Annotated in this window: 11 protein-coding genes and 1 CRISPR repeat array; of the genes, 9 read left to right on the top strand and 2 right to left on the bottom strand. The window is 37.9% G+C overall.

Annotation, left to right across the window (positions count from 1 at the left end):
* Positions 1–123 precede the first annotated feature (123 nt).
* The gene (locus F973_RS00620) at positions 124–2,892 is read left to right on the top strand and encodes a M16 family metallopeptidase (protein ID WP_004758725.1); all 2,769 of its coding nucleotides are present in this window, start codon (positions 124–126) and stop codon (positions 2,890–2,892) included.
* Between the two features lie 56 nt (positions 2,893–2,948).
* Here the strand turns inward: F973_RS00620 and F973_RS00615 are convergent, their stop codons facing one another.
* On the bottom strand, positions 2,949–3,338 hold the full coding sequence (locus F973_RS00615; RefSeq protein ID WP_004758723.1) for a DUF3144 domain-containing protein: 390 nt from the start codon (positions 3,336–3,338) through the stop codon (positions 2,949–2,951).
* Between the two features lie 106 nt (positions 3,339–3,444).
* On the opposite strand from F973_RS00615, the gene F973_RS00610 reads away from it, so the two are divergent.
* Positions 3,445–4,077, top strand: coding sequence for a hypothetical protein (locus F973_RS00610; protein ID WP_004758722.1), 633 nt, complete (start codon positions 3,445–3,447; stop codon positions 4,075–4,077).
* A 273-nt stretch (positions 4,078–4,350) separates the two neighbouring features.
* Here the strand turns inward: F973_RS00610 and F973_RS00605 are convergent, their stop codons facing one another.
* Positions 4,351–5,799 (bottom strand): CYTH and CHAD domain-containing protein, encoded by a 1,449-nt coding sequence (locus F973_RS00605; protein WP_004758719.1) that lies wholly within the window; start codon positions 5,797–5,799, stop codon positions 4,351–4,353.
* A gap of 177 nt (positions 5,800–5,976) precedes the next feature.
* Between F973_RS00605 and F973_RS00600 the strand changes: the two genes are divergently transcribed.
* The 7 genes from F973_RS00600 to cas6f all read left to right on the top strand — a co-directional run bounded on the left by F973_RS00600 (position 5,977) and on the right by cas6f (position 14,649).
* Positions 5,977–6,348 (top strand): Mpo1-like protein, encoded by a 372-nt coding sequence (locus F973_RS00600; RefSeq protein WP_004758717.1) that lies wholly within the window; start codon positions 5,977–5,979, stop codon positions 6,346–6,348.
* 108 nt (positions 6,349–6,456) lie between these two features.
* Positions 6,457–7,422, top strand: coding sequence for a type I-F CRISPR-associated endonuclease Cas1f (cas1f, locus tag F973_RS00595; RefSeq protein WP_004758716.1), 966 nt, complete (start codon positions 6,457–6,459; stop codon positions 7,420–7,422).
* Positions 7,419–10,802: a type I-F CRISPR-associated helicase Cas3f gene (gene cas3f / locus F973_RS00590; RefSeq protein WP_004758714.1), complete on the top strand. Its 3,384-nt coding sequence runs from the start codon at positions 7,419–7,421 to the stop codon at positions 10,800–10,802. The genes cas1f and cas3f overlap by 4 nt, the downstream gene beginning before the upstream one ends.
* Before the next feature lie 15 nt (positions 10,803–10,817).
* Positions 10,818–12,068 carry a type I-F CRISPR-associated protein Csy1 gene (csy1, locus tag F973_RS00585; protein WP_004758712.1) on the top strand — a complete coding sequence of 417 codons (1,251 nt, stop codon included), beginning with the start codon at positions 10,818–10,820 and terminating at the stop codon, positions 12,066–12,068.
* Positions 12,068–13,012, top strand: coding sequence for a type I-F CRISPR-associated protein Csy2 (locus tag F973_RS00580; protein WP_004758710.1), 945 nt, complete (start codon positions 12,068–12,070; stop codon positions 13,010–13,012). The genes csy1 and F973_RS00580 overlap by 1 nt, the downstream gene beginning before the upstream one ends.
* A gap of 27 nt (positions 13,013–13,039) precedes the next feature.
* On the top strand, positions 13,040–14,053 hold the full coding sequence (gene csy3, locus F973_RS00575; RefSeq protein WP_004758707.1) for a type I-F CRISPR-associated protein Csy3: 1,014 nt from the start codon (positions 13,040–13,042) through the stop codon (positions 14,051–14,053).
* 2 nt (positions 14,054–14,055) lie between these two features.
* Positions 14,056–14,649: a type I-F CRISPR-associated endoribonuclease Cas6/Csy4 gene (gene cas6f, locus F973_RS00570; protein ID WP_004758706.1), complete on the top strand. Its 594-nt coding sequence runs from the start codon at positions 14,056–14,058 to the stop codon at positions 14,647–14,649.
* Positions 14,650–14,781: 132 nt separating this feature from the next.
* Positions 14,782–16,071: a CRISPR direct-repeat array (repeat unit 28 nt; unit sequence GTTCATGGCGACATACGCCATTTAGAAA).
* Between the last annotated feature and the right edge of the window lies 1 nt (position 16,072).

Raw genomic sequence — 16,072 nt, 5'->3', positions numbered from 1 at the left:
AAAACAAAGAAAAAGCTGTTTAAATCAGCAGCTTTTTTCAAAACATCACTATTAAAAATGCGAATCATTTTCTATTATAGCTTATTGTTTTTATTTAAATCACCCAAAATATTTGGATAATCTATGTTAATGCGGTTTAAGCAGCTTACCCTTTCTCTTTGTTTAATCGGGTTAAGTGCAACTTCCTGGTCTCAGACAGTACTGGTCAAAACTGAGAAAAATATTGAAGAATATAAATTAGATAATGGTTTCAGAGTTATTCTTGCACCAAACGATAAAGAAAATAAGGTCTATGTCAACACAATCTACCTGACAGGTTCACTGAATGATCCAAAAGGCAAGGGTGGTCTGGCTCATTTACTGGAACATCTGGCCTTTAAAGGCACACAAAATGTCAAAGGTGAGGAGTTTCAGCGCCGTTTAGACCAATATACCCTGATGACCAATGCCAGTACTGACTATTACTCTACCAAGTATCTGAATATTGTCCGTCCAGAAAAAACCGCCTTAAATGAAATTCTGTATCTCGAATCTGAGCGTATGGACAAGCTGGTGTTGCAGGAAAAATTTGTACCGTCTGAAATTGAGATTGTAAAACGTGAACGCGAAATCCGTATGGATCAGCCTTTTGCGGTTTTGATGGATCAGATGTTTAAAGCAGCATACGGTAATCAATATTTGGGACGGTTGCCAATTGGGGATTTGCCCGAGTTAAAGTCCATCAACATGAACGAACTCAATCAGTTCTATAAAACTTGGTATGCACCGAATAATGCGATTATGGTTATTTCGGGTAAATTTGATAAAACTGAAGTGCTGAATAAAATTGACCAGTATTTTAGTCCTATTCCAGCACGGGTTGTGCCTGCACATGTAAAAGTTCCTGTACTGGATTCCAGAAAAATTCAGCCACGACAATTTACCGTGCAAAAGGGCAGTGACTTGGCCAAGTTCCATGTCTATATGAATGGGCAGAATGCACAGCTACAGTCTGCCTTGTCGATAGCACCAGCACTCTATACCATGCAGCCAAGTGGAACCCTGTATAAGAGCATGGTGGAAACAGGTATTAGCACCGCTGTACAGTCGACAACATGGCTGGATCAGGATTTTAATCTGGTGTTTATGGGGGCGATTTATGCACCAAATCATGATGCTAAAAAAGTTGATGAAGCCTTAACCACAGGTGTGGAAAATAGCCAGCCATTTACCGATGCAGAGTTGCAGCGGGTCAAGAACATGACCAAAAATGCCGCTGATACCATTGCTAAAGATGCTGTAGCTTTAGGTTCACGCCTGAGTGATTATGCTGTGGCTTCACATGGACAGTGGGACCAGTATTTTAAAGACCTACAGGCCATTCAGGACTTAAAGTTGAATGATGCCAACCAGATCTTGAAGCAGTTTTTGGTTTCATCACACCGTATTTCTGGAGATATTTTGCCAACGCCTGAAGACCAGAAAAAGGCGATGACGCAAAATACTCAGGAAAAACCTAAAACGCTGGACCAGAGCGCTGAGAAAGCTGAGCCATTAAAAGATGCCAGTGTGTATAAACAAGAAGTTAGCCAATTTGTCACCCAGTCTGCCCAGCAGTTGCAAAAGAATGAGCAAAAGATTCAACGGGGTGAATTGAAAAACGGTATTCGCTATGCCTTATTCCCAACATCAACACGCGATGACAAAACCTATGCCACCATCAGTCTGGACTTTGGCGATGAAAAAACCTTATTTGGCAAGGGTGTGACTTTAGACCTGACTAGCTACCTGATGTTACGTGGTTCAGAAAAGCATAGCTTGCAGGAAATTACCGATAGGGCAATTGCGGCAAGTGGTGGAGCTTCTGTTACATCAAATGGCAATGGTTTGACCATTAATGTAAATGCCAAAAAAGACCAGTTTGAAGATTTTCTCAACTTTATTATTGAGGTGGTCAACCAACCTAAATTTGCCCAGTCCGAATTTGACTTGGCGAAAAACCAAAGCTTGTCGGTACTGGATCGCCCGTATACCGAGCCTGCTACTGTTGCATCCATGACCTTGGCAAGATTGCTGGAAACCTATCAGCCTGGGGATATGCGTTATCACTTTGAGCCTGATCTGGTCAAGAAACAGTTAAATGATGCCACTCAAACGCAAATTAAACAGTTTTATAACCAGTTCTTCGTGACCAACCATGCCCAAATTGCAGTAACAGGGGATTTTGATCCGAAAAAAATGCGGCAAACGCTGCAAAAAGCGTTTGGTTCATGGAAAACCAAACAGCCTTATCAAAAGATCACTTCCCCTTATGTGGCTTTTAAAGCACAGAAAGTACATGTCCTGTCAGAACAGCGTGAGTTTGGAAGTTACCAAAGTGTTCTTACCATGCCTGTTGGTGCTTACCATCCAGATGCGCCAGCATTGATTATTCTCAGTCATATTATGGGCAATTCACAACTTTCCTCGCGTTTGGCGCAGGAGTTACGTGAAAAGAATGCGCTGGTCTATGGTTTTGGCAGTGATCTGGACTTGGACTCAGATACAGAAAGTGGCTCAATCACTATTACAGCAAACTACACTGCTGGCCGTTCTGATCAGGTATCCCAATCTGTGCATAAAGTGCTAACAGATTTATTAAATTCAGGTGTGACTGAGCAGGAAGTGGAGGCAGCCAAAGCCGACATTATGAAAAAACGTGTCACTTCCTTGGAAGATGAACGCAAGATTCATGGCATGTTAACAGGACAGTTGGAACGCAATAAAACCCTGCTGGATCGTGAAAAGCGTGATCAGGAGATTGCCAGACTCAGTAAGGCGGATGTAGATGCCGTGATTAAGAAATATATCAAGCTGGATCAGTTTGTTGAGGTGATGGCAGATCAATATGGCCAGGCCCAGATTAAAAAATAAATGATCAAAATAATAAAGCCACTAAATCGGTGGCTTTATTATTTACGGAGTGACCATTAATGGTCGTGATCATGTTTATGTGCATGAAAATCTTCATTTTTGCGAAAGCGTAAATAGTTTTCAAACTGTTCACAATATTCGTCAAAGTTGTCTTCAAGCATCATCTGGAACTGTTGCAGTAAATAAGACATCACTTGTTCTTTGGCATCACGCATTTCATTGCCATCTTTAAAATTATTGGCTGCTACCCATGTGTTAAAACGGGCTGTACCAAATAACATGGCTGCACTGACTTGTGCCCGTAATTCAGCGGGATCAGTTTTTTGCCCTTTTGGCGGACGGCAAAATTCATTGGCCTGTTTGATAAACTCATCGGCACGCTCAAAAAATACCGCATTTAAAGCTTCTTCTTCCGTCACATCGGTAGCGTTAATTTTTTGAGACATGATCATTTCCAGCGACAAATTAAGACACACTATTATAGACAAAGCCTTGCTGAAACTAAACCTTTGCCTTAATCTAAAATAGCCTAAGCAAGTTGGAATAACCAAAATGTCAGATGCAATTGCGATCCAAAGCTTAAAAACCGATATTGCTTTACTACGCCAACACGTCTATCCACCGCAACATTTACAGCATGTGGAGGGTTTGCCGATTTATTATGCGCTGAAACAGGAAGTGGATGAATATTATCGACAATGGCAGCCTTTGATCGAAAGGGCACAACAGCTTTGCCAGCCTTTTATGGAAGATGAGGTAGTGGATGCCATTCATTTACCCAGTCATTTAAATTTGCCGTTATTTTTCTTTCATGTTGATCGTATCCGAATCAATAAAACCCGCGCTAAAGAATCTAAAACTTTTCGGGGTGTGGCGGCACTGGTGGAAAAATGTGGGCAGTTTGATACCGACCAGATTTTTGCCATGCAGGAATGGCTGGAAAGTGATGATACGGCTGCTTTGGTGGCACATCGGGAGTTTATTGATTTACGGACTTATGTGTTCCAGCATGGACAGAGTGAATATACCCGAACCCGTTTTTATATGAATGGCATGATTCTAAGTGTTGAACCCCATTTTCAATTGGTGGATGCACGGGATAAACCCCGTAAACAGCGTAATGATAGCTATAGTGATCCGATTGCAGATAATGGGACGTGGAAAATTTTTGGGAAATATCGCTGAATAGTCTAAGTCTAGTAAATATCTTTTTAGGAGTAGGGTATTAATTTTGATAAATAACTGCACAGCCACTAACATTAGGTAAAGTTTAAATGTTTTCGCATAGACGATTTCCTACTTTGTTTTCGGACAAAGTAGGCAAAACCATTTGTTTGGCTGATGATACTTCCTTGTATCACAGCCAAACAGGCGGCATCCATGCCGCCCATCACGATAGTAAATGCTGGTTTTACTTTGTTGTACTTGCTGCTTGGATTAGCTATATAAAAGAAACAATTACGCCCAAAAAATATCTTTATGAGAAAGCACCTGTAGCTTTTTATTTGCTTTTTTTGTCACATGCGGCTGCTGTGCTTTGACCCAGCCTAAAGCAAATAAAAATTCTGGCTTTTCAGAAACTTGTTGCTGGAAAATCTGCTCAGCCACGAATAGGTCATTATAAAAACCTAAATATTCCTGAATCGGTTGCAGTTTATCCAGAAACTGCTGTACCTGCTTTTCAGGATAAAGCCCAGCAGTAAAGTCAATACAGTAACGTAACTGCTTAACTCGCTTACGGGTACGATGTTGCTGCTCTATAGAAAGTTCAGGAAATTGGGAAGCATCTTTTAAAATTTTATGATAGAGCTTGGTCAAGCTTTTGCTGACCTGTTTGGACAATTTGGCCTTTGCTTCATTTTCACTGTGAATAAAGCTAAGGAGAGATAAAAATAATTGTGTGGTTTGAGTATTGCTTAAACGTGTGGCAATTTCAGGATCAGTGTTGGAGCTTAATGCAAAATCAAAATCACAGACTTTCTTGATCAATGGAATGACGGAATCCCGAATGGCATCATGATCGCGTGATTGTCCCAATGCCCTAAAAATATCAGCTAACTCACTTTCCCAAGCAGGATTGATGTGTTCTGACCAATTGGAAAAATGTTTTAATGCTGAACGTAAACGGCGTAAACCCACCCGTGCCTGATGAATATGATCTGCCTCAGCCACGCCACCAGCAATGGCAGCCGCATTGGGTAGAATATGGTTTAGACTATTTTCAATCACCAATTTCAGTGCCTGTTCAGCCGATAGATTCGGATCTAATTTAAGTGATTTTGCTTTGGCGGCAGGAGAAGATTTTTTCTCCATAGCCAATAAATTGCCACGTTCTGCCTTGCTACGCACATCCAGCCAGAGTTGATATTTATCTACCCATGTTTCAGCAAATTCAATTAAATCCTGAGCAGAACCTTGCTTGAGTTCAAACTCAACTTCACAGATTTTCGCCTGATCTTTGCCTGTACGAATTTCTCCATCATCCAGACAAACTTCAACCTGAGAATGATTAAACTCAAATACATGGTAAGTGCGCTGTACATCGGTTTGAAACTGCAATTGTAAATCGGCAGCTTCATTACCTAATATGTTACGCAACACATTTTGAACGGTTTGATTATGTTGATAATGTGATAAATCTAGTTCAGGTTCCTGTTCACATTTGCCTAATACAATATCTTCTTCAATGCGTTGTAAATGATTTTTACTGGCTGCCTTAAAGGTTTGTACCCAGCCATCTCCCTCCTGACGCAAGCGAATCGCCACATAATTTTTGGCAAGTAGACGATCAGGCGTATCGTAATATTTGGCCTGTAAATGAATTTTTTGTGCTTTGTGTTTATTTAGGGTCTGTAAAACACTTTTTTTCTTGGATTCAGGGAGTTGAAATTTAAGCTCGATTTCCATAACGTAATGGCTCCTGACCATTTAAAATAACCAATTGAAATGAGTATAGCCTGTTGATCCTGAAAATGACTGTTAAAGTTTTTTGAAGCTTGGATATGTTGTGACACAATAATTTTATTTTGTTTAAGAAATGCAGTAACGTGTGAAGAGTTTTTGTACGATTAGGACGATCATAAAATGAATGCACCAGCAAATATCTCTCATCCAGTGGAATTTTTATTACCGATTAAAAATTATAATGAATTTTATCGCTTTTATTTAACTGAACACCGCAATATCAATAGTCGCCGTTTGCATGCGGTTGGTAGTTCTCTTGGTATTTATTTTTGGACGAAAGCTATCCGTCAACGTAAGGCAAAATACTTGGCGTATGGCTTATTGTCTGGCTATGCCTGTGCGTGGGTGGGGCATTTCTTTCATGAACATAATAAGCCAGCAAGCTTTAAACAACCGCTTTATAGCTTTATCTCTGACTGGAGAATGTTGTCTGATATCGTACGTGGTCGCTTGAGTTTAATTGATCGTAAATTTGATAAAATTGATTCCTAATTTAAAAAATCCCTTAAACGACATTCGATGTCGTAAAGTCACTTTAGGCGGCTTTTTTATTGTATTGATATCCGTTAGGCTTAGAAAAAATCAAGGTAAAATAAAAGTATGGAACAACTCAACCCATCAGATTTAAAAGCAATTCTTCATTCTAAACGGGCCAATCTGTACTACCTTGAACATTGCCGAGTGATGCAGAAAGATGGTCGAGTTTTATACCTGACCGAAGCCAAAAATGAAAACCAGTACTGGAATATCCCGATTGCCAATACCACTGTAATTTTACTCGGCACAGGAACATCCATCACCCAAGCTGCAATGCGAATGCTGTGTAGTGCAGGTGTGTTGGTTGGTTTTTGTGGCGGTGGTGGGACACCGCTATTTTCAGGCAGTGAAGTGGAATGGCTAACGCCACAAAGTGAATATCGCCCAACGGAGTACATGCAGGGGTGGATGAGTTTCTGGTTTGATGATGTCAAACGTTTGGAAGTGGCGAAAGCTTTTCAAGTGGCTCGTATCGAATTTATCCGTAAAATCTGGGCAAAAGATAAAGATTTAAAAGATGAAGGTTTTTATCTGGATGATGCGGATATTAGCCAAGCTTTAATCGGTTTTGAAAATAAAATTCCACATCAAACCAAAGTTGGTGATTTGTTACTTGCCGAAGCACAAACGACGAAGCAGCTTTATAAAATTGCAGCGACTCGTTGCAAACTCAGTTTTGAGCGTAATCCTGAACAGGGCGATTTAGCCAATGACTTTCTCAATCATGGCAATTATTTAGCTTATGGTTTGGCTGCAACCACACTTTGGGTGTTAGGTATTTCACATAGTTTTGCAGTGATGCATGGCAAAACCCGACGTGGGGCTTTGGTGTTTGATGTCGCTGATTTGATTAAGGATGCGGTGGTGTTGCCGTGGGCTTTTATTTGTGCCAAAGAGGGGATGAAAGAACAAGAATTTAGACAACAGCTTCTACAAAAATTCACAGAATATCGTTGTCTGGATTGGATGTTTGAGCAGGTGAAATTGCAAGCTTGCAAAAACTTTACTACAGGGGCGAGTGAATTATGATTGTCACCTTTATTTCTCAATGCGAAAAGAAAGCCATTCCTCGAACTCGTCGCGTGTTAGATGCCTTTGCAGATCGGATTGGTGATAACACTTGGCAAACGGTGATTACGGAAGATGGTTTGGTTGCTGTAAAAAATTTATTACGAAAAACTGCCAGTAAAAATACGGCTGTGAGTTGTCATTGGATACGTGGGCGGCGTAGAAGTGAGTTGATGTGGATTGTGGGAAACCGAAATAAGTTTAATAGTGAAGGCATTGTACCTGTAAATACCACCAAAAAAAGTTTAGCTCAAAATAAATGGGAAAATGACTGGCATTATTTGCCTTTAATTAAGGCACTTGTGGCGGTATCTGCTTTACTGCATGATTGGGGAAAAGCCACAGTTTTATTTCAAGAAAAACTACAGTATAAAAGTAAAAATGCAAAAAAGGGTGATCCGTTACGGCATGAGTGGATTTCCTGTCTTTTGCTCAATGCGTTGGTGCAATCATCAGGTGATATTGACTCTGATGAAGCATGGCTGAATTTATTAATAGCGCAGAAATGGGATGAAGAGTTATTAAAACAAACGATTATTAAAAATTCAGACCAATCTAAAGTTTTAGATCAGCTCCCACCTTTGGCGCAATTGGTGGCTTGGTTGATCGTCTCACATCATCGTTTGCCTGATCTAAAAGACACAAATAAATTAGACCTTTATAGTGATTCAAAAAAATCTGAATTATCAGGATTGCTCAAAATAATTTCTGCTGATTGGGGCTATCAAAATAAACAGGATGAAACCGAGTACAAGCAACGCCTAAAATTATGTTTTGAATTTGAACAAGGTTTATTAAGCCAATCTGTTGAGTGGACAAAACAAATCAAAAAATGGTCAGCTCGTTTATTACTAGAATCACATACAACCGAACAAATCTTTGCAGATGGGAGTTGGCGAGTCATTTTACATCATGCTCGATTATGTTTGATGTTGGGCGATCATTACTATTCCTCTTGTGAAGCAGATAAAACATGGAAAACCAGCTTATCCTTGAGAGCAAATACTGATCCAAAAACCAAACAATTGAAGCAATTTTTAGATGAGCATCTGGTGCGAGTCAGTGATAATGCAATGCGAGTGGCGCAGTCATTGAGTCGTTTAGCCGATGAGATGGAACCTGCTTATGATGTTCAAAAATTAAAAAAGAAAAGTCCTCAAGGTTTTGAATGGCAAGATCAGGCAGTAAAAGGCATTCAGCAATTTATTCAAAAAAATGAAGCTGCTGAAAAACAGGGCTGGTTTATTGTCAATATGGCAAGTACAGGTAAAGGAAAAACGATTGCCAATGCCAAGATTATGCAAGCTTTATCTAAAGATGCGCAGTCATTACGTTATATTTTGGCATTGGGTTTAAGAACCTTAACATTACAAACAGGCGATTCTTATCGTCATGATATTGGTTTAAGTAATGATGAGCTTGCTGTTTTAATTGGTTCAAAAGCAGTTCAGGAACTCCATCATCACAATACAAAAAAAACTCAGCAGGATGAATCTCATCTGATAGAGGAAATTGGCTCGGAGTCATTGGAGGAATTGTTAGATAATGAGCTAGATTATGATGCCATGCCACAAGCTGATTTTATGAATGCATTATTTCCTCAAAATCAGGCTGAACGTAATAAAGCATTTTTATATAAACCTGTATTAGCATGTACCATTGACCATTTGATGGCTGCGACTGAAACTAAACGTGGCGGAAAATATATTTTACCGAGTTTAAGGCTTTCATCTTCTGATTTGGTGATTGATGAGGTTGACGATTTTAATGGTCAGGATTTAATTGCCATTGCTCGCCTTGTCCATTTAACAGGAATGTTGGGGCGCAAGGTAATGATTTCATCTGCAACCATTCCACCTGCATTGGCTGAGGGATTTTTTAATGCTTATCAACAAGGTTGGATGTTGTACTGTGCGTTTAAGAAATTAAAGCAGACCAATACTGTTGCCATGTGGGTGGATGAGTTTAAAACTCAAATTCAAGCTATTGATCTGGACAATCAAAAAGAGGCAATCCAACATTATAAAAATGCCCATGATAAGTTTGTTGATTTGCGCTCAGATGCTTTGAGCAAACAAGTGATTAAACATAAAGCTTATATTGTGGATTGTGCTGATCTTGTGGCTGAAAAGGAAATACAACGCCTAGAACAAAGTTTACAAGCTCAATATTTTGAAAGAATTAAACAGAATATTGAAAGTTTACATCACGATCATCACAGTATAGATGCGAAAACAGGGAAAAAAGTCTCTTTTGGTGTGGTACGTCTGGCGAATATTCCACCTTGTGTTGCACTAACCCGATATTTGTTAAACGCTGAATGGACGGAAAATGTTGCACCACGGATAATGGCTTATCATAGTCGGCAAGTCTTAGTGTTGCGAAGTGAGCAGGAAAAACATTTAGATCATGTTTTAAAACGTAAGGAAAAACTAGGAGAACAAGCGGCTGCATTTTCAGATGAGGTGATTCGTCAGCATTTAGATGTGACAGATTACGATAATGTAATTTTTATTCTAGTTGCAACGCCAGTTGAAGAAGTGGGGCGAGATCATGATTTTGACTGGGCAATTGTTGAGCCATCATCTTATCGTTCAATTATTCAGTTAGCAGGACGTGTTTTACGTCATCGAAAATTAGAACAAGACATTCAAAAGCCAAATATTGCTTTAATGCAATATAATTTAAAAGGATTACGCAAAGCTAAAGTTGCCTTTGAAAAGCCTGGTTTTGAGCAAAACAATACAAAATTTAGGCTTGTCACGAAAGATTTGGCACAACTTTTAGATATTTCTGATACAGAGAATCGTATTAATGCCATTCCACGTGTTCAGGCAAATAGTCATTTACAGGCAAAATTAAAGTTGGCTGATCTTGAACATGCGGTGACCGCACATCAGTTGACCTCCTATAATGAAAATGGTGCAGCATTTTTGAATGCTTGGTTAACTGAAACATGGTATTTGACTGGATTACCTCAGCGTTTTAATCCATTCCGTAAGAGTTCACCCGATATTCAGCTCTTTAGAATATTCAGAGACCGTAAACTTACCATGTGTATTAAAGATGATTTTGGAAAGTATATTGATCGCAAGAGCTGGTATAGCATTAAAGATATTGAATTAAATAACGTAGAAGTAGAACGACTTTGGTTAAATCGAAATTACTACGACATTTTGTGTCGTATGGCTATTGACCGTAATTCTGATATAGAAGATATTGACCATGAGGTTGAAAAATTATCAGAAAGATACGGGGAAATCATGCTACCTGAGTATTTAGAAGGGAAACAATTAATATATTGCGATCAATTTGGATTGGTCGTTTTAGATAAACAATAATGAAGGACATAAAATATGATAGAGAATATTCAAGCATTTTTAGATGATCGAAAAGAGTTATGGCTTAAAGAACGTTTAAAAAAAGTAAAAGATGATCATGAAATTGTTGCATTACAGCAGCAAGCAACAGCCAAATTCAGTTTGGCTGAATGGTTATCTGATGCGGCAAATAGAGCAAAACAATTAACTATTGTAAGTCACCCTGCTAAATTTAGTCATCCGAGAGCACAAGTTTCGGATATTTATTTTATTAGCGATAGAAAAAATGATGGATATATAAAAAGTGGAAACGTAAATTATCCATTTGATATTATTGGGAGTGCTGGAGCAATTGATGTTTATAAATTTCTTTTTCTTAAATTAGAAGATGGAAAGAGTATTTTAGAGCACTTAGAAGAAAAAACTGATTTAATTAAACAAGCTTTGAGCTTGCAAATAGATAGATTTGAAGAGGTGCGTACAGGATTTCTACAAATTAAGTCATCTAATACAGATTTAAAAACTGATAGATTTGTAAAGCAAATTTATTTTCCTATAGATAAAAAAAATTACCATATCTTATCACTACTAACACCTTCTGGATTATTAGTGGAGATGAAAAATAGAATAAATATTATGCGTTTCTCTGAAAATTCAAAAAAAGCTAAAGAGAATTTTAAAAATAGAATTTATGATCTAAATGATTTTTCAGATATTTGTAATACAACTTCAACTGCTTATGGTAGCGGTAATCCGCAAGGCATTAGCATTCTAAATAATGAAAATTCGGGAAAATATTATCTTTTACCTAGTATCCCTCCAAGTTTAGAACAACGATCCACTCGATTGCCTAAAACAGATTTTTTTAAACAATGCTTATATCGTGGAAGTTTTCAAGAAAGCTTTTTTCACTTAAATAAATTAATGAAAACTGAAAAGCGAAATGATGCTGTTAGAACAGCCATTCAAAATATTATTCATTTTGTGATTGATCGTATTATGTTTGAAGCATTTAAAATTCGAGAACATTATGAGCCAGGTTGGTCAAACCAAGACTATTATGAAAGCTTGCCGAAATTACAACGCATGTGGCTCGACAATATTTATCGAGATGAACGAGGTAATGATTCAGAATGGCGTGATGAATTAGCACGAGATATTGCACATTGGATTCTAGCAAGTTATCAAAAAACTATTAAAGATGCTTTTCAGCTTGGTGATAGTGAGCTTTTACACGTCAAAACAGTTGTAAATGAAGCTGTTCAAGAAGATAAGGAGTTTTTTTAATGCGTCGTTTTATTTTAATTTCACATTTAAAAATTCATAATGCGAATGCAATGAGTAGCCCATTTACTATTGGTTTTCCTGCAATGACAGCTTGGCTTGGTGTCATACATGCACTTCAACGCAATTTAAAAGAAAAAGGTTTTGATGGTCTTATTTTAGATAAAGTTGCGGTGAGTTGCCATGAATTTAATTTGCAAACCTATAAAGGAGAGAATGATTTTGAAAATTCCATTATTATTAATAAAACACCTTTAATTTTCGACAAAAAATATACAGGTAGATATCCTAAAGGTACTTTCCCGAATATGTATGAGGCACCATTAATAGGTGATGGATTCATTGAAGAAGCACGTTGTCATTTAGATATTTCATTATTAATTGAGTACAGTAATGTTGATGCTGAGCAAACATTAAATTTTCTACAAAGTATTGAGGCAATCATACCAACAATGAAGTTTGCTAGTGGAGATATCATTTCTTTTAGAAATTGTGAAACACTCAGTTTTAATGAAAATAAGGATGAAGATCAAGAACTAAGAAAAATCTCTAATAAGCTTATGCTTGGTCACGTGTTAATTGAACGCCGTGATCTAGTCATAGAAAGTATGAAACAAGGTAAAGATGCTTTGGATGCTGTTTTAGATTATTTAAAAGTTACACATAGTTCTAGCGTAGATGAAAATGGCAAAGTGATATGGACTTCCAAGCGTAACGCACAAGGTTGGTTAGTACCGATTGCAGTCGGTTTTCAGGGTATTTCAGAGTTAGGTATTGCTAAAAACCAACGTGATGCCGATACACCACACCGTTTTGCGGAAGCTGTTTTGACGCTGGGGGAATTTATAATGCCTTATCGTATTGAAAGTATCGATCAACTACTATGGCAATATCATGTTGATTTAGAAAATAATTTATATCTTTGCCAAAACTCAACAACAATCTGATTTAAAAACTGAAAAAAGGAAAAGCTCATGGCTAAAAATGAAAAAGCAGTTGTAAGTGTACTCGCATTTGAAAAGAAACTTGTTCCATCTGATGGATATTTTTATGGAACAAATTGGGATAAACGTGCTGAACAAACTGCATTAAAACTGATTGAAAAATCTGTGCGTGGAACAGTTTCACATCGTTTAAAGAGTGCAACTGATAAAGATTTATTAAAGCTTAATATGGATATTGCTCAAGCTAATCCACAAACCGTTGATGCCTGTGCTTTAGGCGAACATCAAGATACTTTGAAAGTTGGATTTACCCTAAAAATATTGGGTGGGGTTGAAAACCCATCTGCTTGTAATAATGAAACGTTCTTAAAATCATATAATGATGTCGCTAAAAATTATATTACTACTTATGGCTTTACTGAACTTGCAAAACGCTATGCACTGAATATCGCCAATGCTCGTTTTTTATGGCGCAACCGCGTAGGTGCTGAAAAAGTAGATGTAGTTGTGACTGTGAATGATCAACCAACAGTGACATTTAATGCTTTGGAATATCCACTTCATAACTTCGATCAAGTAGACGAGAAAGTACAAGCCTTAGCGAATCAAATTGCAAGTGCCTTAAGAGGGGAAGTCCCATATTTACTGATTAAAGTTGAAGCTTATGCTTTGGTGGGTAAAGGTCAAGAAGTCTATCCAAGTGAAGAACTTGTATTAGATAAAGGTAAAGGTGAAAAAAGTAAAATCCTTTACCATGTAAATGATGTTGCAGCCATGCATTCACAAAAGTTAGGTAATGCTTTGCGTACCATAGATACTTGGTATCCTGAATTTGATGAGAAAAAAACAGCGATTGCGATTGAGCCATACGGTGCAGTGACCAATCTTGGCAAAGCGTATCGTACCCCGAAAGATAAAAAAGACTTTTTTACGTTATTTGATAAATATGCATTAGGCGAATCACTTGAGAATCCTGAGCAAGAGCATTACGTCATGGCTGTTTTGGTGCGTGGTGGTGTCTTTGGTCAAAGTAGCAAGGATTAACTATGCCCTATTATTTAGAAATTACTTTATTGGAGCAGGAGGAAATTCCTCTGCATCTAATTTGGTCAAAAGTATATACCCAATTACATATTGCTTTTGCTGAACAAGCCGATGAACAGGGCAAGATTGTTTATGGTATTTCTTTCCCTAAGTATCGTTTAATTCAGCAGAAAAAATTGGGTTATTTAGGCGATAAAATTCGTATTTTTGCGGATTCAGTCGAAACATTGGAACAACTAAACTTAAACCATTGGCTAGAAAGACTGCAAGATTATGTGCATGTCTTATCTGCTCGTGAAGTTCCAGAAGATAAGATCAATGGCTATGCAACTTACTTTAAAGCCAATCCAAAATTAACGATTGAACAGCGTATTTTGCATCAAGCAAAACGCCGTGGAATTTCAATTGAAGAGGCAAAGGAACACTTTAAAGCATTGGAACTGACGGAGACTTTTGAACCTTATATTAATATGAAAAGCCAAACCAACGATATGAACTTCCGTTTGATTATTGGGAAAAAACGTGTTGATGAAGCATGTATTGGAAAATTTGGAAGCTATGGATTAAGTCGTACATCCACAGTACCAGAGTTTTAACCCAATATTTTTTAGACTCTTTAACAGCTTAATAAAATCAATAAGTTACAACAAGCCATTTTTTGATTGGGTAAATTTATAAAATACATGATAAATGCTTGTTGTAACTTATATTTTTGCTTTATTATAACTGTTCATGGCGACATACGCCATTTAGAAAACGGAATAAAACCAGTTGGATAATTATGATAGGTTCATGGCGACATACGCCATTTAGAAACCAAAAATTGACGCTCTCGGTATATTTACGAAGTTCATGGCGACATACGCCATTTAGAAAATCAAAAACTGATGCAATTCTTGTTGCTTCATGTTCATGGCGACATACGCCATTTAGAAAATTCACACTTATCAGTAACTCCTACAGCTTGAGTTCATGGCGACATACGCCATTTAGAAACGTCAATATTCCAAAGCCGAAAGCAGGATTATGTTCATGGCGACATACGCCATTTAGAAATGCCATTGTGGGGGCAATTCTTGCTCTTGTGTGTTCATGGCGACATACGCCATTTAGAAAACATCGGAATAATTGCCATATCGAGCGCCACGGTTCATGGCGACATACGCCATTTAGAAAACGAATTGACAGGAAGTCGTGCCACATTGGACGTTCATGGCGACATACGCCATTTAGAAATCGGTAAATGTCCACAGGTTTGTCTGTGTTTCTGTTCATGGCGACATACGCCATTTAGAAATAACAAACCACCATTAACCCTGATCTCATTAAGTTCATGGCGACATACGCCATTTAGAAAACAGGCACGCGGAACTGGTGAAAAACCTTTGAGTTCATGGCGACATACGCCATTTAGAAATTGAGCGCTTGTTCTAACTCATATGCGACAATGTTCATGGCGACATACGCCATTTAGAAAACAAGTTAAAATCGGTGAAGCATTTGAAGAATGTTCATGGCGACATACGCCATTTAGAAAGATCCATGGAAAAACCCCAAACGATTGTAGGTGTTCATGGCGACATACGCCATTTAGAAAAAACCATCTGTTTTATAGTTAATTGCAGCAAAGTTCATGGCGACATACGCCATTTAGAAAACTCACACTTATCAGAAATTCCAACAGCTTGAGTTCATGGCGACATACGCCATTTAGAAATAAAGAACGTGTAAAAAATTGTTTAAAAAGACGTTCATGGCGACATACGCCATTTAGAAATGTTTAAGTCAAATTGATTCCCCAAAAATTGAGTTCATGGCGACATACGCCATTTAGAAACATGGAATAAAACCAGTTGGGTAATTGTGATAGTTCATGGCGACATACGCCATTTAGAAATTTTAAAAATACCACAGGCATTAAGTGTCATCGGTTCATGGCGACATACGCCATTTAGAAATAATAAGTTTAGGTTGTTATCAGGTGGGCAAAGTTCATGGCGACATACGCCATTTAGAAAA

The sequence above is a fragment of the Acinetobacter sp. CIP 102129 genome (assembly GCF_000368305.1).
Lineage (GTDB): Bacteria > Pseudomonadota > Gammaproteobacteria > Pseudomonadales > Moraxellaceae > Acinetobacter > Acinetobacter parvus.
Note: the sequence above shows the minus strand (reverse complement) of the source record. Positions and strands in the feature narration are given on the sequence as shown.

Excerpts from the sequence above, each read along its gene's own strand:
- F973_RS00620 (WP_004758725.1), top strand. The coding sequence starts at position 124 with ATGTTAATGCGGTTTAAGCAGCTTACCCTTTCTCTTTGTTTAATCGGG.
- F973_RS00615 (WP_004758723.1), bottom strand. The coding sequence starts at position 3,338 with ATGTCTCAAAAAATTAACGCTACCGATGTGACGGAAGAAGAAGCTTTA.
- F973_RS00610 (WP_004758722.1), top strand. The coding sequence starts at position 3,445 with ATGTCAGATGCAATTGCGATCCAAAGCTTAAAAACCGATATTGCTTTA.
- F973_RS00605 (WP_004758719.1), bottom strand. The coding sequence starts at position 5,799 with ATGGAAATCGAGCTTAAATTTCAACTCCCTGAATCCAAGAAAAAAAGT.
- F973_RS00600 (WP_004758717.1), top strand. The coding sequence starts at position 5,977 with ATGAATGCACCAGCAAATATCTCTCATCCAGTGGAATTTTTATTACCG.
- cas1f (WP_004758716.1), top strand. The coding sequence starts at position 6,457 with ATGGAACAACTCAACCCATCAGATTTAAAAGCAATTCTTCATTCTAAA.
- cas3f (WP_004758714.1), top strand. The coding sequence starts at position 7,419 with ATGATTGTCACCTTTATTTCTCAATGCGAAAAGAAAGCCATTCCTCGA.
- csy1 (WP_004758712.1), top strand. The coding sequence starts at position 10,818 with ATGATAGAGAATATTCAAGCATTTTTAGATGATCGAAAAGAGTTATGG.
- F973_RS00580 (WP_004758710.1), top strand. The coding sequence starts at position 12,068 with ATGCGTCGTTTTATTTTAATTTCACATTTAAAAATTCATAATGCGAAT.
- csy3 (WP_004758707.1), top strand. The coding sequence starts at position 13,040 with ATGGCTAAAAATGAAAAAGCAGTTGTAAGTGTACTCGCATTTGAAAAG.
- cas6f (WP_004758706.1), top strand. The coding sequence starts at position 14,056 with ATGCCCTATTATTTAGAAATTACTTTATTGGAGCAGGAGGAAATTCCT.